General features: G+C 38.1%; 17 protein-coding genes. 9 read left to right on the top strand and 8 right to left on the bottom strand.

The features are described from left to right. Nucleotides 1-418: 418 nt before the first annotated feature. The 8 genes from argH to CRS_RS00310 form a co-directional block, all read right to left on the bottom strand. Nucleotides 419-1,723 (bottom strand): argininosuccinate lyase, encoded by a 1,305-nt coding sequence (gene argH, locus CRS_RS00345; RefSeq protein ID WP_142722115.1) that lies wholly within the window; start codon nt 1,721-1,723, stop codon nt 419-421. A gap of 273 nt (nt 1,724-1,996) precedes the next feature. After that, nucleotides 1,997-3,079, bottom strand: a complete 1,083-nt coding sequence (locus tag CRS_RS00340; protein WP_142722114.1) for a M20 family metallo-hydrolase — start codon at nt 3,077-3,079, stop codon at nt 1,997-1,999. Beyond that, nucleotides 3,054-3,848 (bottom strand): acetylglutamate kinase, encoded by a 795-nt coding sequence (gene argB, locus CRS_RS00335; RefSeq protein ID WP_142722113.1) that lies wholly within the window; start codon nt 3,846-3,848, stop codon nt 3,054-3,056. The genes CRS_RS00340 and argB overlap by 26 nt, the downstream gene beginning before the upstream one ends. A 71-nt stretch (nt 3,849-3,919) precedes the next feature. After that, the gene (locus tag CRS_RS00330; protein WP_142722112.1) at nt 3,920-4,876 is read right to left on the bottom strand and encodes an N-acetylornithine carbamoyltransferase; all 957 of its coding nucleotides are present in this window, start codon (nt 4,874-4,876) and stop codon (nt 3,920-3,922) included. A gap of 256 nt (nt 4,877-5,132) precedes the next feature. After that, nucleotides 5,133-6,272 carry an aspartate aminotransferase family protein gene (locus tag CRS_RS00325; protein ID WP_142722111.1) on the bottom strand — a complete coding sequence of 380 codons (1,140 nt, stop codon included), beginning with the start codon at nt 6,270-6,272 and terminating at the stop codon, nt 5,133-5,135. An 81-nt stretch (nt 6,273-6,353) separates the two neighbouring features. Further along, nucleotides 6,354-7,319 carry an N-acetyl-gamma-glutamyl-phosphate reductase gene (argC, locus tag CRS_RS00320; RefSeq protein WP_142722110.1) on the bottom strand — a complete coding sequence of 322 codons (966 nt, stop codon included), beginning with the start codon at nt 7,317-7,319 and terminating at the stop codon, nt 6,354-6,356. A gap of 52 nt (nt 7,320-7,371) precedes the next feature. Then, nucleotides 7,372-8,568, bottom strand: a complete 1,197-nt coding sequence (gene argG / locus CRS_RS00315) for an argininosuccinate synthase (RefSeq protein WP_142722109.1) — start codon at nt 8,566-8,568, stop codon at nt 7,372-7,374. Continuing rightward, nucleotides 8,540-9,229 (bottom strand): GNAT family N-acetyltransferase, encoded by a 690-nt coding sequence (locus CRS_RS00310; RefSeq protein ID WP_142722108.1) that lies wholly within the window; start codon nt 9,227-9,229, stop codon nt 8,540-8,542. The genes argG and CRS_RS00310 overlap by 29 nt, the downstream gene beginning before the upstream one ends. A gap of 160 nt (nt 9,230-9,389) precedes the next feature. Here CRS_RS00310 and CRS_RS00305 point away from each other — a divergent pair, with 160 nt between their 5' ends. The 9 genes from CRS_RS00305 (at nt 9,390) to CRS_RS00265 (ending at nt 19,058) form a co-directional block, all read left to right on the top strand. Then, nucleotides 9,390-9,806, top strand: coding sequence for a helix-turn-helix domain-containing protein (locus tag CRS_RS00305; RefSeq protein WP_142722107.1), 417 nt, complete (start codon nt 9,390-9,392; stop codon nt 9,804-9,806). Between the two features lie 171 nt (nt 9,807-9,977). Then, a complete protein-coding gene (locus CRS_RS00300) occupies nt 9,978-11,357 on the top strand; it encodes a porin (protein WP_142722106.1) in 1,380 nt (459 codons plus the stop codon). A gap of 81 nt (nt 11,358-11,438) precedes the next feature. Next, complete coding sequence (locus CRS_RS00295) at nt 11,439-13,019, top strand: MFS transporter (protein WP_142722105.1); 1,581 nt, start codon at nt 11,439-11,441, stop codon at nt 13,017-13,019. A 43-nt stretch (nt 13,020-13,062) separates the two neighbouring features. Beyond that, nucleotides 13,063-13,290, top strand: a complete 228-nt coding sequence (locus CRS_RS00290; RefSeq protein WP_142722104.1) for a DUF6814 family protein — start codon at nt 13,063-13,065, stop codon at nt 13,288-13,290. A gap of 64 nt (nt 13,291-13,354) precedes the next feature. Next, nucleotides 13,355-13,819 carry a GNAT family N-acetyltransferase gene (locus CRS_RS00285; RefSeq protein WP_142722103.1) on the top strand — a complete coding sequence of 155 codons (465 nt, stop codon included), beginning with the start codon at nt 13,355-13,357 and terminating at the stop codon, nt 13,817-13,819. Then, nucleotides 13,816-14,010, top strand: coding sequence for a hypothetical protein (locus tag CRS_RS00280; protein WP_142722102.1), 195 nt, complete (start codon nt 13,816-13,818; stop codon nt 14,008-14,010). Before CRS_RS00285 ends, CRS_RS00280 begins: the two co-directional genes overlap by 4 nt. Continuing rightward, a complete protein-coding gene (locus CRS_RS00275) occupies nt 14,003-16,705 on the top strand; it encodes an ATP-binding protein (protein ID WP_172616989.1) in 2,703 nt (900 codons plus the stop codon). Before CRS_RS00280 ends, CRS_RS00275 begins: the two co-directional genes overlap by 8 nt. Before the next feature lie 9 nt (nt 16,706-16,714). Beyond that, complete coding sequence (locus CRS_RS00270; RefSeq protein ID WP_142722100.1) at nt 16,715-17,074, top strand: response regulator transcription factor; 360 nt, start codon at nt 16,715-16,717, stop codon at nt 17,072-17,074. A 97-nt stretch (nt 17,075-17,171) separates the two neighbouring features. Next, nucleotides 17,172-19,058 (top strand): AMP-binding protein, encoded by a 1,887-nt coding sequence (locus CRS_RS00265; RefSeq protein ID WP_142722099.1) that lies wholly within the window; start codon nt 17,172-17,174, stop codon nt 19,056-19,058. Nucleotides 19,059-19,096: the final 38 nt, after the last annotated feature.

Below are 19,096 nucleotides of genomic sequence, written 5' to 3'. Positions count from 1 at the left end.
TTATTTTAAATTCATTATTCATTCCTATTTCAATTAATGAAAATCTTTGATTTTCTTGCGTCTTAAAGGTAATATCTATTATACAATTCCTTGCGCCTTTGCGTATACCAACACTTTTCATTTCTACTATTTTGTTAGAAGACGCAAAAGAAATTTATTAACTTTATGCTTTAAGGCGCAAAGATTTTATATCCTATAAAATTTTATGCAGCAGCTTTACTTTCAATTTCCAACCATAGTCAGTTTAAAGATCAATCATCAAATTCAAAGAGCGGAATAAAATCAAACCATTAAGGTCACTTAAGCAGATAAGATTTATAAGATTAAGGTTTCCACAACGAAAAGACAGCAGGCTAAAATAATTTAGAAATTCCACTGATTTTTGCTTAAGTTTCTGATGACCCTAATGGCTTAGATTCTAACCCAATAATTTATTTTTCAGTTTATTGAACTGATATTCTATTTTGTCCAGACAAAGATTTCCAATACTTCCCTGGTGGGTATGTTCAAGATTTCCGGGTTCAAATTCAAACTCATTGTTTTCAATCTCCTGCCCTACTTTTACATAAGCATCCCGGAATGAACTTCCATTTTTCACCTCCTCATTGATCTTTTCCACACTGAAAAGGTATTTGTATTTCTCATCCTCCAGAATTCCATCCTTTACCTGAATATTCGGTAAGGTATAGCTTAAAATCTCAAGACACTCCTTTAAAGAATCTATCGCAGGGAAAAGAATTTCCTTTGTCAGCTGCACATCTCTGTGATACCCTGAAGGCAGATTGCTTGTTAAAAGGATCAGTTCGTTTGGAAGAGACTGAATTCTGTTGCACCGTGCACGAACCAGCTCAAAAATGTCCGGATTCTTTTTGTGAGGCATAATGCTGCTTCCTGTAGTAAATTCCTTTGGAAAGCTGATAAAATCGAAATTCTGGCTCAGATACAGACATACATCGTAAGCAAACTTTCCAAGTGTTCCTGCCAAAGTAGCCATCGCCATAGACAGCATCTTTTCTGACTTACCTCTGGTCATCTGCGCATATACCGAGTTATAATTCATTGACTGGAAGCCCAGGTTATATGTTGTGCTTTCACGATTAATCGGAAAAGACGATCCATATCCTGCTGCCGATCCCAATGGGTTTTTATTAATAATATTTTTTACTGAAAACAGCATTTCCACATCATCCAAAAGGGCTTCGGCATAAGCACCAAACCACAATCCGAATGATGAAGGCATCGCAATCTGCAAGTGGGTGTACCCAGGAAGCAGAATGTTTTTATGCTGATCCGCCAGTTGAATTAAGATCTGGAAAAATTCGTCAGTAAGCACTGTAATCTCACGGATTTCATCCAGCAAATACAATTTGATATCCAGTAAAACCTGGTCATTTCTTGATCTCGCAGTATGGATTTTCTTTCCCGTATCTCCTAATTCTTCTATAAGAATAGCTTCTACCTGAGAATGGATATCCTCAGCATCCTTATCAATTTCAAAACTACCTTCTTCAATTTTATATAAAATACTGTTTAAAACAGATAACATCTGTTCTGATTCTTCCTGAGCGATAATCCCGGTTTCTGCCAGCATTTTGCAATGGGCCATAGAACCTTTAACATCATACTTGGCTAAACGTTCGTCAAAGTCAAGATCTTTACCGACTGTAAAGTTATTGACTAATATATTGGTGGCAAGGTCATCCTTCTGCCATATTTTTTTCATGATAATATTTGATTTAAATATTTGTTGGTCTTGACATGCCCGGCAAGGCAATCCTTATTACTATTAACTATAAAAAAACATTTCCTTATGTAAAGTTTTCATTTCTAATTTTCTTTTTTGCATAAATCTTATTAAAAACTAAACTTCTAGCGCCTGCCGGACGGAGTCAAAACATATATTTTAGAGGTTAGAAAATTAGAGGTTAGAAATTAGTTATAGCCTTTATGTGGCCCTTTTTACTAACTTTTAGTTTCTAGTTACTAAATTCTCTTTTTATAACACTTTTTCTAAAATGCTGATGTAGATTTCTATTCCTTCTTCTATTTCATGGATATAGATAAATTCATCCGCAGTATGGGAGCGCCTACTGTCTCCAGGCCCCAACTTCACTGATGTGCATGGTATAATTGCCTGATCTGAAGAGGTAGGTGATCCGTAAGTGGTCCTTCCGATTTCAATTCCAGCTTTTACAAACGGGTGATCCATTTCGATCTTTGAAGAATTGAGTCTGAAAGATCTTGCCGTCAGTGCAGATTTCATCTGAGACTGAATGATTTCAAATGCTTCCTGATTGGAGTATTCATCTGTCACCCTCACATCCAGTGTAAAATTGCACGATTCCGGAACAACATTATGCTGTACTCCTGCATGAATTCCTGATAAGGTAACTTTAACTTCTCCCAGGTATTCTGAAACCTTTGGAAATTTAAAGGAAAGAATATTCTGCAGATCCTGCATACATTTTACAATTGAGTTATCATCATTAGGATGAGCGGCATGAGAAGGAGTTCCTTTCATTTCTCCATCAATCACAAGAAGTCCTTTTTCTGCAATCGCCAGGTTCATCTGCGTGGGTTCTCCTACAATGGCAAGCTCTACGTTGGGTAGCTGCGGAAATAAGGCTTCGATTCCATCAAATCCTGAAATCTCCTCCTCGGCCGTCAAAGCAATAACTAAATTATATTTTAAATCTTCTTTATCATAAAAATGTAAAAAAACCTGCGCCATAGCAACCAGAGAAGCTCCGGCATCATTGCTTCCCAATCCGAACAGTTTACCCTCTTTCTCAATAGGTACAAACGGATCAAGCGTGTAAGCTTTATTGGGTTTCACTGTATCGTGATGGGTATTCAGCAAAACAGAGGGCTTGAATACATCAAAGTGCTTGTTCACCGCCCAGATATTATTTTTAAAACGCTTTGTAGGAATCTGGTGTTTTTTGAAAAAATTCTCAATCTCTACCGACGTATTGAATTCATCTTTACTGAATGAAGGAATTTCAATCAAATTCTTAAGCAATCCAACTGCGTTATTCAACAGTTCTTCTTTATTATAAACAGATTTCAGTTCCTGCATGATGATTTTCTATATGGTTTTTCAGTTCTGTTTCTTTGATCAGAAACACTTTATTGACATTATTCTTTATCGCTCCGAGAGCATTTTCAAGTTTGGGTAAAATCCCTTTGTGAAGTTTTCCTTCTTCTTTTAATACGGTAAAGTCTTCTTCAGTCACACTTTTGATCACTGATTCCGGATCGTTGACATCCTCTAAAACTCCTTCCTTATCAAAACAATACAAAAGTTCGACTTCATATTTCTCTGACAAAGCCTGCGCGATCACAGAAGCAATGGTATCCGCATTGGTATTGAAAAGATTTCCTTTTCTGTCGTGAGTGATCGCTGAAAATACCGGAACAAGATCCAACTTGATAAGTTTTGAAACCAGCTTCCTGTTTACACTTTTCTTGGTAATATCTCCCACAAATCCAAAGTCTATTTCAGGATGTTCTCTTTTCTTAGCTTTAATTAAGTTTCCGTCTGCTCCGGAAAAACCTATGGCATTGCATTTTTTCTGCTGCAGCTTTTCAACAATATTTTTATTGATTCCTCCCGCATACACCATCGTTACAATATCCAGAGTTTCTTTATCCGTAATCCTTCTTCCATTGATCATTTTCTGCTCGATTCCCAGTTTGTCAGCAAGTGTTGTCGCCAATTTACCTCCACCATGTACAAGGATTTTCTTTTCCTGAATTTCAGAAAATTGCTCTAGAAATTGGGTTAATAATTCCTCATCGTCAATTAAAGCTCCGCCAATTTTTATGATGTATAACTTTTCTTTCATTGTAATCGTTTTTGAGATCCTTGCTATTTCCTATCCTTGTCAAGGTTTTGAACCTTGACAAGGATTATTTTTTAAGCTTTCAATTCATCTAAAATTTCACTGAACACCGCCTGTGCAGAGAAAATACGGTTTTTAGCCTGCTGATAAATGATAGAATGCTCTCCATCCATTACCTCATCGCTCAGTTCCACATTACGACGAACCGGAAGGCAGTGCATCACTTTTGCATTATTGGTACCGGCTAGTTTCTCGTTGGTAAGCATCCAGTCGCCTTTTACTTCCGGCATTGCAGCATAATCATCAAAAGAAGACCAGTTTTTCACATAAATAAAGTCTGCATCTTTCAAAGCTTCATCCTGATCATGGATTACCTTTACATCTTTGGTAAAGTTTTTATCTAAATCATACCCTTCGGGATTGGCAATAACCAACTCAACATCCATTTCCTGCATCCACTCGGCGAAAGAGTTTCCAACAGCGTGCGCGATAGGTTTGATGTGCGGCGCCCATGTTAATACCACTTTCGGCTTGTGATCTTTTTTCCAGTTTTCTGTAATCGTGATGCAGTCCGCCAGACTTTGCAGCGGGTGGCGCGTAGCTGATTCCAGAGAAATCACAGGCACATTTGCATGCTTCTCAAACTGGCTTAAGATACTTTCATTCACATCATCCTCTTTGCTTTTCATTCCTGCAAAACAACGCACCGCAATGATATCACAATATTGATTCAACACTTCAATGGCATCTTTGATGTGCTCTACGGTATCACCGTTCATAACGGCTCCGTCAGCAAATTCAAGGTTCCAGGCTTCCTGGGCTGCATTTAATGTCAATACATTCAACCCAAGATTCTGAGCGGCAATCTGACTGCTCAGACGGGTTCTTAAACTTGAATTTAAAAATACAAGCCCGATTGTTTTTCCCTTTCCTTTTTCTGTTTCGGTAAGGGGATTTGCTTTTATTTCTAAAGCTTTTTTTATGATTTCCTGTAAGTTTTCCACATCACTTACAGAGGTAAATTTCTTCATTTTGAATTGATTTTAAAGATTGTGTTTACACATTTTTGAGAGTTTTAACGCAAGGGCGCAAAACTTTTCACCGATCCTTTTTTCGTTCACAAGGGCGTTTCACTCAGCAATTGACATTTGTTTTTGTCATTCTGACGAAGAAAGAATCTTGCATTATTATATTTTAAGAGATTCTTCATTTCACTTCGTTACAATCAGAATGACAAACGCAGCGTTAAAGCTTTTTAACCTTTTTGCTATTTCGTCATTTTGCCTTTTAAATATTTCCAAGCACTGTTTTCAAAGCATTGATGAAAAGATCCGTTTCCTCTTTTTTGATATTAAGTGCCGGAAGAATCCTCAACACTGTTTTATCATTAGAGTTTCCGGTGAAAATATGATGACCGAACAGTAATTCTTTCCTTACTTCAGAACAGTCCCTGTCAAGTTCTATTCCAATCATCAATCCTTTCCTTCGGATCGATCTAATATGTGGCAAATCTTTAATTTCATTTTCAATATACTCACCCATTTCCTGAGCATTTTCGATAAGATTTTCATCTTTCATCACATCCAGCACAGCAATAGAAGCAGCGCAGGCAAGGTGATTTCCTCCAAATGTGGTTCCCAGCAAACCGTTGCTTGCCTGAAATTTAGGATGGATCAAAACTCCGCCTACAGGAAATCCATTCCCCATTCCTTTTGCTGTAGTAATGATATCTGCTTTTACATCAAATTCCTGATGCGCAAAGAAATATCCGCTTCTTCCGTATCCGGACTGCACCTCATCCAAAATAAGAACAGCATCATATTTTTCGCACAGCTCTTTGATTTTAGATAAAAATTCGGGTGTCGGAATCATAATTCCTCCTACACCCTGAATTCCTTCGATGATCACAGAAGAAATTTCATTTCCGTGAAGTTCGAAAGTTTCTTCAAGCTGCTTTATATCGTTCCATTCTGATTTGATAAATCTTTCGGAAAAATTAACCGGAGCTACAATTTTCGGATTATCTGTTACCGAAACCGCTGCAGAAGTTCTTCCATGGAATGAGCCTGAGAAATACAGCACTTTGCTTTTCCCGTTATGAAATGAAGCCAGTTTTAAAGCGTTTTCATTGGCTTCAGCTCCCGAATTACATAAGAAAAGGTTATACTCTTCATATCCTGAAAGCTCACCCAGCTTTTCTGCCAGCTCACTCTGCAATTCATTCTGAACAGAATTGGAATAAAAAGATATTTTTTCCAGCTGATCTTTCAGCTTATTCTGATAATACGGATGATTATGGCCAATAGAGATTACCGCATGACCTCCGTAGAAATCAAGATATTTTTCTCCTTTATCATCCCAAAGAAATGATCCCTGAGCCTTTACCGGATTGATGTTGAATAATGGATATACGTTGAATAAATTCATGTCTTTTTATAAATGATAATTGATAAATGTTTAATGATACGGGATTCGAGATTTTGCGTTCCCGTACATTTTACTTGTACCTTAGAATGCTATCGGTTTCAGGTTCAGTCCCGCATTTTCGTCCCAGTTCATGGCCAGATTCATATTCTGGACCGCCTGTCCCGAAGCACCTTTCAACAAATTGTCAATCGCTGAGTGAACAACGGCAACATTTCCACTCTTTTCGATCTGAATCACACAGCGATTAGTATTGACAACCTGCTTTAAATCAACCGCCTTCCTACTTATGGTAACGAAAGGCTCCTCCGCATAAAAATCCTGATACATCTGTTCTATTTCCTCCAGCTCCAAATCCGTCTTCATGGTGGAACTTGTAAAAATCCCTCTTGCAAAATCTCCTCTCCATGGAACAAAATTCAGGTTTACTTCTTTATTATTGAATGAAACCAGCTGCTGCAAAATCTCATCTACGTGCTGATGAGTTAATGTTTTATAGGCTGATACATTATCATTTCTCCATGTAAAATGAGTCGTTGCCTGCAAGGACTGTCCGGCTCCTGTAGAACCTGTAATCCCTGTGGTAAAAATCTCATTTAACATTCCTTTTTCTGCCAATGGCAATAAGGCCAATTGAATTGCTGTTGCAAAACATCCCGGGTTGGCAATACTTTTAGCCCCCATCAGTTGTTTTTTATTGATTTCCGGTAATCCGTAGATAAAATCTCTGTTTCCGAAATTTCCTTCTAAACGGAAATCGTTTCCAAGATCAATCACCAACGTTTCCTCTTTAACAGGATTCTGCGTTAACCAGTTTTGACTTTCTTTATGAGGCAGACACAGAAAAAGAATATCTACATCTTCAGGTTTATCTGTTAAAACCATTTCACAGACCGTCGTTAAATCCGGGTACAGATCAGAAATGCTTGTTCCCGAATTCGAACGACTATATAAAAAACTCAATGTCACATGGGGATGAAAAGCCAGTAAGCGTATCAGCTCACTTCCTGTATAACCGTTGGCACCTATAATTCCTACTGTTTTCTTCATTTTGATTCTGACAGAATTTTGTTCTGCCTTTCATTAAATCGTCCCTTCGGAACTAGTTGATATTCTGGTTAATCTGGTGGTATATATTTAAAGAATTGCTTACAATCTTTGTATATCCTTTCACATCCTCTCCCGACCATGCTCTGTTGGCCTCACCATAACTTCCGAATTGATCGGACATCAGGTCATGATCAGACTCAATTCCATTAAGAATAAATCTGTAGGGATGAAGGGTTACAAATACTTTCCCGCTTACTGTTTTCTGAGAATCGGTCAGGAAAGACTCAATATTTCTCATGACAGGATCTAAGAAAAGAGCCTCATGAAGCCAGTTTCCATACCAGTCGGATAACTGGGACTTCATCATTTGCTGATATTTTGAAAGTGTATGTTTCTCTAATAAATGATGCGCTTTGATGATCACCGATGCTGCCGCTGCTTCAAATCCTACCCGTCCTTTGATTCCAACAATGGTATCTCCCACGTGGATATCACGCCCGATTCCGTACGCTGAAGCCAGTTCTTCTATTTTTTGAATAGCATATACGGAATGTTCAAAACTTTCTCCATTTACTCCTACTACTTCACCTTTTTTAAATTCGATCTCCAGTTCTGAAGGCTCGGTTTCTTTTATTTGTGACGGAAAAGCTTCTTCCGGCAGATAATTTCTTGAAGTTAGTGTTTCTTTACCTCCTACGGAAGTTCCCCAAAGCCCTTTATTTACTGAATATTGTGCTTTCTGGAATTCCATTTCATATCCATGTTCCTTCAAAAACTCAATCTCTTCTTCACGCGATAAAGCCATATCACGGATAGGCGTAATGATTTCGATATTCGGACACATCACCTGAAAGATCAGGTCAAAACGAACCTGGTCATTTCCTGCTCCTGTACTTCCATGAGCAATGGCATCAGCCTGTACTTCAATAGCATATTTTGCAATCTCCTGCGCCTGAATGGTACGCTCAGCACTTACAGAAAGAGGATAGGTATTATTCTTCAATACATTCCCGAAAATCAGATATTTCACACATGAATTGTAATAATCTTCCTGAGCGTCTACACACCTGTATTCTTTTACCCCAAGGTTTAAGGCTTTTCTTTCCAATTCTTTTTCCTCTTCTTTTGAAAAACCTCCGGTATTTACAGTAACTGCATACACATCATACCCTAGTGTTTCACTAAGATATTTAGCACAGTAGGAAGTATCTAAACCTCCGCTAAACGCTAAGATGACTTTCTTTTTCATCTGGATTCTTTTTATTTTTATTAATTGCCGCATTGAATTCCCCAGCAGGATTCTGTACAGAATATGTAAAATCTGTCTGGCTCAATTCATTATATTTATTTTCAGGCTGATCATTTTTTACCGCCTCATTCTTTTTTATATTGTCAGGAACAAACAGCATGGCTGTACATAAACAGTTTTTGCGCTCCTTCATCATCAAGATCTCGTAGTTCACACAGTTTTTGCAGCCATTCCAGAATTCCTCATCTTGAGTCAGTTCAGAATAGATGACCGGCTTATATCCTAAATCACTATTGATTTTCATTACTGCCAAACCTGTTGTTAATCCAAATACTTTCGCATCAGGATATTTATCTCTAGATAACTGGAAAACTTTCTGCTTGATCTGAGTCGCTACTCCTCCGTTCCTGAATTTCGGCGACACAATCAGTCCCGAATTGGCCACAAACTTCCCGTGTGACCAGGTCTCTATATAACAGAAACCTACCCACTCCCCGTTTTCAGTGGCTACCACAGCATTGCCCTCTGAAATCTTCTTGCTCAAATATTCTATGGAACGTTTTGCGATTCCCGTTCCTCTACGCTGTGCAGAATCATACATTTCCTGCTGTATTTCACTCACATACACTAGATGTTCGCATGAGGAAATTTCTATTTCCATTTATTTATCTAAATTTTTTGGCAAATTTAAAATATAATTTCTTTTATATCCAAATAAAAAAGATATTTTTTTTGTTTTAAAATTTTAAACAGGTAAAATTATCTTTAAATAAAATTATACATTTGCTAATTTATTATATATTTGCTAAAATAATATAGCTATGGAAAATACCTGTCCCAAATGCAAGAGTACCAAAGTAGTAAAAAGCGGTATCATCAATGAGAAACAACGTTTCCACTGCAAAGACTGCAACTATTATTTTACCGTTAAAAAACTGGGGAAACAAATTGATGACTACTATGTCACCAAAGCTCTTCAGCTTTACCTTGAAGGCTTAAGCTACCGCGAAATCGAAAGAATCATCGGGGTTTCTCATGTTACTATAAGTTCATGGATTAAAAAATACAATATTACAAGGCCACCTCATTCCGAATTCCATCCTGTTTATAAAATATTAAAGCAGCATGAGCTGATCGATTATATAGCACAGGAAGAAAATATTAAAAATTCCGGGATTATTATTACTCAGTTCGCGGATAAATATATGCTGATCAAGTGGGAAAGATTTAAGAAATAAGTAAAAAACTGAAGCATCAGATTAAGAGATAACAAACTGACAGATAATATATTTAACATATCATTTATACCATAGCTATATCATTACCATTAATATATATTAAACTTTCATAAACAAATTATTAATTACAATTTGGCATTCACAAAAAATAACGCCAAAAATTAATAATTTATGAAGAAATTACTTACATTTATTGGAGTAGCTTTAATCAGCAGTTCTGTATACTCACAAGGTTCTCCTGATTACGGCAGTGGCTTAAAAATCAACCTTAACCAGGATGGTGATAAATTTGTCAGATTTATTTTATGGGACCAGCTTTGGTTAAGAAATACTTCCATGAATCCCGGAAGTATGGTGGGCGGTGAACCTACAGACAACTCCTGGAGTATAGGAAACAGGCGATTACGTGCTCTCACCTATGCACAGATCTCTAAAAGATACATGATTCTCCTGCACTTTGGAATCAATAACCAAACTTTCATTAATGGCGGAGCTTCGGGCACTTCCGGAACAGGAGGATACGGAAACGGAAAAAAAACCCAGCTGTTTTTCCATGACGCCTGGAACGAATATGCAGTTATTTTACCTGGAGAAGCGGGAAAATTCAGTTTATCTTTAGGGGCAGGACTTCATTACTACATGGGACTTTCGCGCATGACCATGGCATCTACACTTAATTTCCTCACATTGGATTCTCCCGTTTTTTCGTGGCCATTAATTGATAATTCCGATCAGTTTGCAAGGCAGCTGGGAATGTTTGCGAAAGGAAAATATGGAAAACTCGAATACCGCTTTAGCTTAAATAAACCATTTGCTACGGATCTCGTTCCTGTGAATGTGACAGACCCTTCGAAAGCCGTAGCCGTAGACAACAACGGAAATCCCAGTTTTTCAAAGGCGGGATATGTCGAATACCAGTTTCTGGATGAAGAATCCAATACTCTGCCTTTCAAAGTGGGATCTTATCTGGGGACAAAGAAAGTATTTAATGTAGGTGCCGGTTTTTATCACCAGGCTGACGGTACGAGAACTTCCGTAAATTCAAATATTGAAAAACACGATATAACGCTTTTTGCAGTTGATGCCTTCGCAGATATTCCTTTGGGAGATGCAAAAAACAAAATGGCTGTTTCTGCCTATGCCGGATATTATAACTATAATTTCGGTCCTAACTATGTAAGAAACCTGGGAACCATGAATATCGCAGCATCTGATCCGAATTTCATCGGGAATAAAGCCATCGCAGGGCCTGGAAATCTGCAGCCGACTATCGGAACAGGTAATATTATCTACGCACAGGCAGGTTTACTCTTACCAAGTCAGGCAGAAAAGCCAAAGATCAGAATACAGCCCTTTGCGGCATATACTCACAAAAACTTTGAGGCTTTTGATAAATCATCATCCCAGTTTGATGTGGGAGCCAACTGGTTTATAGATGGACATCATGCGAAAATAACAACACAATATTCAACAAGGCCAGTGTATACCAGCCCTACGGAAAGTCCTTCTTCAAAAGGGGAATTCATTGTACAGTTCCAGATTTACCTATAAAAATCAAACCAACCTAAAAACCCGTAACGGTTAAAAATTCAAATTAATATCCTATTCCACTAACATCAAAAACTAATCAATATGAGCGAAAATCATCACGAAAGCTACGAAAATATGACCGACAGGCAGAAAAACCGCACCATCTGGAGTGTGATCACCGCCTCTTCCCTCGGGACATTAATAGAATGGTATGACTTTTACATTTTCGGAAGTCTTGCCGTTGTCTTAGCGACCAAATTTTTCCCTGCAGACAATCCTACTGCGGCATTTTTATCTACTCTGGCAACTTTTGCTGCCGGATTTGTTGTAAGACCTTTTGGGGCTTTATTTTTCGGAAGGCTTGGAGACCTTATCGGAAGAAAATACACTTTCCTTGTAACACTTCTGATCATGGGTTTTTCCACTTTTCTGATCGGATGTATTCCAAGCTATGAAACCATTGGATTCCTGGCACCGGTTTTAGTTTTAATTTTAAGATTACTTCAGGGACTTGCTCTGGGAGGTGAATACGGAGGAGCTGCCACTTATGTTGCAGAATACGCGCAACCTCACCGCCGGGGATACTGGACTTCCTGGATTCAGACTACTGCTACTGCAGGGCTGTTCATTTCACTGATTGTTATTTTAATTACCAAGACCACATTGTCTGCAGAAGAGTTTGATACCTGGGGATGGAGAGTTCCTTTCTGGATCTCTATTCTGATGGTTGCTGTATCCTATATCATCAGAAAAAATATGAAAGAGTCACCGCTTTTTGCGAAAGCTAAAAGCGAGGGAAAAACTTCTAAAAATCCATTAAAGGAAAGCTTTGGAAATAAATACAACTTCAAATTTGTACTGCTAGCTTTATTCGGGGCTGCTATGGGGCAAGGGGTAATCTGGTACACAGGGCAGTTCTACGCCATGAGTTTCCTTCAAAAGGTGATGAATGTAGAATCTGCTCAGGTAGATTCACTGATGGCTACTGCTTTATTTTTAGGAACACCTTTCTTTGTCTTTTTCGGGTGGCTGTCTGATAAAATCGGAAGAAAAGCAGTGATGATGACCGGAATGCTGGTTGCCATTTTAGCGTACAGGCCTATTTATGACAGCATGTTCAAAAGTGTGAGCCTTGAGAGTAAAACTGTTGCCGCTAATGGAATTACTGAAAAAAGAACAGCAAAAATTCACAATGATATTGCAACAGACAGCCTGGTTACTTTCCATAAAGAAACACTTTATACAGATGGAACTCTGATTAAAAAAGACAGTATTGTTCACTGGTCCCCTGCAGGAGTTGTCATGAAAGACGGAAAAGCTGAAGAACCCAAAGTTTCCCAAAGCTTGAAATTAAGTGACAACACCAAATGGTACCTGATCTTTCTTGTGTTCATCCAGGTGATATTTGTAACCATGGTATACGGACCTATTGCTGCTTTTCTAGTAGAAATGTTCCCTGTGAGAATCCGCTACACCTCAATGTCATTACCTTATCATATCGGAAATGGAGTTTTCGGAGGTCTTTTACCAGCAGTAGCAACATATCTGGTAACCACCGGAAAAGAAGCGGGACACGCGACATGGTACCTTGAAGGATTATGGTATCCGATCGGAGTGGCTACAGTATGTCTCATCATCGGATTATTTTATCTTAAAAATAAGAACAACAATCTTCACGATTAAGCACTGAATCACTCAAATTTTTATTAATTTTAAAACTACTAAAATGAACGGACTAAAAAAAATATTAGGTATTCTCTGGATCGCCGTTGCGGTGATTGTAGGGTATTTCGGAATTACAGTATTGGGAATTCCTAAAATAGCATCCGGAAAACAGGAAGATCTTGTTTTTGGCATCATCATACTTTTTGTATTGATGCCGATTATCTCTGGCGGAATGGCAGTTTTCGGGTATTATGCGTTAACAGGAGAATATTCTGACGACAAAATTTAAAAACAATAAAACAGATAATTGGTGGGTGATACATTCATCAATTATCTGTTATCAATTATAAAAAATGGACATCACGATTAAAGCAATTCCCCGTCCCTCTGAAGATAAAAGAGTTATTGATCTCATCCACAGATTAAATACTTCTCTTACTACAATCTCTGGTGAGAGTGGAAGCAAAAGTGCAGACCTTGACGACTTTACTCAGGAGAAAGCTTTGTTTCTCATTGCTGTAAGTGATGAAAAAGCCATAGCTTGTGGAGGCTTTCGCCCCCTTTCACCAGAAATATGTGAAATTAAACGCATGTTCTCCCTGGAAAAAAACATAGGATTAGGCAGAACAATCCTTTCAGCATTAGAAACGGCAGCAAAACAATTTGACTATAAATACATCTATCTGGAAACCCGTAAAAAAAATGACAATGCCGTGAAATTTTATCTGAAAAATGAATATAAGGTCATTGAAAATTACGGAATTTACATCGGACGCGAAGAAGCTATATGCTTCGGTAAGGAACTAAAACAGTTATGAAAAAGAGACATGAACAAAAACTAATCATACTGAGTGTAGGACTCATGATAGCTTTCAGTATTCCTATTTCACTGCTTTTTAACAGTGAAAGAGAGATTTCCGGCTATCCCATGATCCTGATCTATCTGTTCGCGGTATGGATGATCTCCATTATCATTTCTTTTGTAATTGTAAAAAGATATGATGAGTAGCTTCGCCTTATTTTTTGTGGTTTTGTTTTATCTGGCACTTCTGTTCTTAGTGGCTTATTTAGCAGAGAAGAAAAGAAGTAAAATCTGGATCAACAATCCCTATATTTACGCTTTATCTCTTGCCGTTTATTGTACTGCCTGGACTTACTATGGAAGCATTGGCGTTGCTGCGACAAGCGGATTAAACTATCTTCCGATCTACATTGGCCCTATCATGATTATTCCGGCATGGATCTATATTAATACGAGGATTGTAAGAATTTCAAGAGTCAACAAAATAAGCAGCCTTGCCGATTTTATTTCATTAAGATATGGTAACAGCAGAAGCCTGAGTGCCATCATCACGGTGGTCTGTCTTCTGGCAATTGTTCCTTACATCGGACTGCAGATCAAAGCGATTTCTGAAACCTTCCATCTGGTAACGGAAACACCTATGTCAAAAGATATCCTTACAGATAATTCAACTTTTGTTGTGATTTTAATTGCTTTATTTTCTTCTTATTACGGAACCCGATATGTGGATGCTTCTGAAAAAAGGCTGGGAATTATCTCGGCAATCGCGCTGGAAAGTTTTTTAAAGCTATTTTTCATTATTATTCTGGGATTTTTTGTCATTTATTATGTTTTTGATGGATTCTCAGACATTTATGAGAAAGCCAGTAAATTCGGAGATTTCAAAGAAAAAAATACCTTCAACGGGATTGAAGGTGCTATAAACTGGATGATTCTCTGTATGATTTCTGCCACGGCGATCTGTATCCTGCCAAGACAGTTTCATACGGCCATTGTTGAAAACCGACAGGAGAAACACATCAGAACAGCCATTTGGTTCTTCCCTCTTTATCTTTTGATCTTCACTGTATTTATTTTTCCCATTGCCTGGGGTGGCAGACTGATTTTTGACGGACAAAAAGTAAATCCTGAGTTCTACTCCATTCTGATTCCTCAGCACTTTGACAATACCTTAATTACTGTCTTTGTATTTCTTGGAGGATTGAGCTCGTGTATTTCTATGATTATTATTTCGGCTATTACCCTCTCTATCATGCTTTCCAACAACCTCATCATCCCTTATGGATTGCTGGGAAAACTAAAATCTGAAAACGAGGAACAAAATACCAGAAGTATCACCAATATCAGAAAATTCAGCATTTTTGCCTTGATCATCATGGCTTTTGCTTTCTATAAATATTTCATTCTGAAAACTTCACTGGACTCCGTAGGATTGATCTCATTTGTAGTGATTGCACAATTGGCTCCTGCATTCTTCGGAGCTTTATTCTGGAGAAGAGGCAGTTATAAAGGCGCTGTTACAGGACTTATAGCCGGATTAATAATATGTTATTTCGGACTGATTATTCCTCAGTATTATTTTTCGTACAACCAGGAATTCAAAGGAGTGCTGAGAGACATGTATAATGCTTTCGGCTTTTTCACGATTCCTTATTTAGGAAGAATTCCACAGATATTTTTCTGGTCAATGCTGGTAAATACAGGCTTGTTTACTATTATTTCCGTAAGCTCAAAAGGAAATTACCGCGAAAGAAACTTTGCTGAACTCTACGTGGATATTGATAAATATATTCAGAATCATGAAAATGCCTTTATCTGGCGCGGGACAGCTTATATTTCAGACATTCAGAATATTCTTGAACGGTTTTTAGGTAAAAACAAAACGGAACAGGCCTTAAGAATCTTTAATTTAAAATATAATATCGATTCCAATACGGAGACTGCTGATTCAAGATTCATCAAATTTTCAGAAAACCTTTTAGCAGGAAGAATCGGTACTGCTTCAGCAAAAATATTGATTGAAGGCGTTACCAAAGAAGATAAAATATCCTTAAAAGAAGTATTGAATATCCTTGAAGAATCTCAGGAAAATATCAGTTTGAACAAGAAACTTACGGAACAGTCTGAAGAACTTCAGAAACTTTCCGATGATTTGAGAACCGCTAACGAAAGCCTTATCATCAAAGACCGCCAAAAAGATGACTTCCTGGATTCTGTTGCGCACGAGCTGAGAACTCCGATTACAGCGATCCGTTCTGCAGGAGAAATTTTAGCGGATGACGATGATATTCCCTTTGACATTAAACAGGAATTTTTAAACAACATCATTACAGAATCTGACAGATTGAGTGAAATCATCAACGATATTCTTTATCTGGACAAATTAGAGCATGGTGAAATCTCTTTACACATTCAGGAAAATAATATTATTGAAACCTATAAAAAAGCACTCAATCCTCTTCTTCACATGATACAGCAGAAAAATATTCATTTAAGTGAAGTTAATCTTCTGAATCAGTTTATATTTGAGTACGATGAAGCCAGAATGATTCAACTGTTCCAGAATATCTGGGGAAATGCTTTAAAATTTACAGATGAACAGGGCACCATACAAACCAAATTATCTGAAAAAGACGGTCAGCTGATCATTAATATTTTCAATACCGGGAAACACATTCCCGAAGAGGATCTGGAAATGATTTTTGACAAGTTTTATCAGTCGAAAAATCAAAATATTTTAAAGCCTACAGGAAGTGGATTAGGGCTGGCTATTTCAAAAAAAATAGTACAGGCACACGGAGGAAGTATAAAAGCTGAAAACAGTGGATTAGGCGTAACATTCACCATAAGCTTACCCAAAAAAACTAAAAAAGAGATTATAAATGAAGTTGAACACCATTAAAACCCTTTTATGAGAAAGATAATCATTGCGGATGACGAGCACAAAATTTTAATGTCGCTGGAATACAGCTTTAAGAAAAACGGATATGATGTCTATATTGCCCGTGACGGAACAGAAGTCCTCGACTTTCTGAAAACAATGGTTCCTGATGTCATTCTTCTTGATATCATGATGCCTAACCTTGATGGGTACAGCACTCTGGATATTATCCGACAGGATGAAAAGCTGAAAGACACCAAAGTCATCTTTCTGAGTGCCAAAAACAATCCCAGAGATATTGAAAAAGGATTGGAAATGGGCGCTGATGCCTATGTCACAAAACCCTATTCGATCAAGAAACTGATCCAGCAGATTGAGGAAATGTTTTAAGAGACTGCTTCGCCTCCGCTCGCAATGACATGACTACATATCCTTGTCAAGGTTTAAAACCTTGACAAGGATAAAAAACACAAACACAACTAATGATATGAATATAGATAACTTATTTAAACAAAGCATAGAAAATAAAGAAGATTTCTGGAAAGAACAGGCCGGAAAAATACAATGGTTTGAATTTCCCGGAAAGATTCTTTCCAAAGATGAAAATGATTATTCACAATGGTTTGCTGACGGAAAACTCAATATGTGTTATTTATGCATTGACAAACATATTGAGGACGGTTTCGGAGATCAGGTTGCCATTGTTTATGATTCACCTGTAACCAATCAAAAGAAAACCTATACTTTCAGTCAGGCCAAAGAGGAAATAGCAAAACTGGCGGGAGGCCTAATTTCTTTAGGATTAAAAAAAGGAGATACGGCCGTTATTTATATGCCCATGATTCCGCAGACTCTCTTCGCTATGCTTGCGTGTGCGAGAATTGGCGTCATTCATAATGTAGTTTTTGGAGGTTTTGCTCCCCATGAGCTTGTGGTAAGAATTGATGACTGTAAACCTAAAGTTTTAATCACTGCTACAGCCGGTGTGGAAATTGCCAAAAGAATACCTTATCTGCCACTGGTAGAAAAAGCCATTGAACTGGCACAGGATAAAGTGGACAACATTATTGTATACAACAGGAAGCTGGTCGACAATCAGAATGAAATGTTTGACGGACTGATAGATTATGAAGAACTGGTAGAGAAATCAGCTCCGGCAGACTGTATTTCTTTAGAATCAACCCATCCGCTGTATCTGCTTTACACCTCAGGAACAACCGGTAAACCCAAGGGCATTGTTCGCGATACCGGAGGATATGCCACTGCACTACAGTTCTCAATGACTTATGTCTATGGGGTTGAGCCGGGAGAAACCTACTGGGCAGCTTCAGACTTTGGCTGGGCTGTAGGACACAGTTTTTCGGTGTACGGACCATTAATCAACAGAAACACAACGATCATTTTCGAAGGTAAACCCATCATGACTCCTGATGCCGGAACTTTCTGGAGAGTCATCTCAGAATATAAAGTTTCGGTGATGTTTACGGCACCCACTGCTATCAGAGCTATTAAAAAAGAAGATCCCAGCGGAGAACTGGTAAAAAAATACGATTTAACCCACTTCAGAAAACAGTTTCTGGCTGGTGAAAGGTGTGATGTAGCCACTTTGGACTGGTTTGCAGAACATATTGGCGTTCCGGCAATAGATCATTGGTGGCAGACAGAATCCGGATGGCCTATGCTTGGATTGCTGACTCATGATGAAAGCTATCAGATCAAAAGGGCATCTGCCGGAAAACCTGTTCCAGGATATGATATTAAAATCTTTGACGAAAATGGCTTTGAACTGGATCCTCACCATGAAGGTTACCTTGTGATCAAACTTCCTCTCCCACCCGGTGCTATGCTTGGAATCTGGAAAGACTATGACCGTTTTGAAAGCAGCTACCTTTCTCAGTACAAAGGCTACTATTTCTCAGGAGACGGTGCCATACAGGATGAGGACGGCTATATCTTTATTACAGGAAGAGTGGATGACGTGATCAACGTGGCAGGACACAGGCTTTCCACTTCTGAAATGGAGGAAATTGTTTCTTCTCATCCTGATGTTGCCGAATGCGCTGTGGTAGGTATTGATGATGACCTCAAGGGACAGGTTCCTTTTGCGACAGTTGTTTTGAAGAATGGCTCCGCTATTCCTGAAGAAGACATTGAAAAAGATATTATCCAGATGGTCCGCAACAAAATCGGAGCAGTAGCTTTTCTAAAAAATGTAATGGTTGTCAAACGTTTACCCAAAACAAGATCCGGAAAGATTTTAAGAAAACTGATCAGGACTTTACTGGACGAAAAAGATTTTCAGATTCCATCAACCATTGATGATGAGAAAATCATTGATGAAATTCAGGAAAAAATCAAGGAATATAAGGCTTAAACGGGAAATTAAACATAAATTTAAAATATAATAAATTC

The sequence above is a fragment of the Chryseobacterium sp. ON_d1 genome (genome assembly GCF_006829085.1).
Taxonomy (GTDB): Bacteria; Bacteroidota; Bacteroidia; order Flavobacteriales; family Weeksellaceae; genus Chryseobacterium.
Note: the sequence above shows the minus strand (reverse complement) of the source record. Positions and strands in the feature narration are given on the sequence as shown.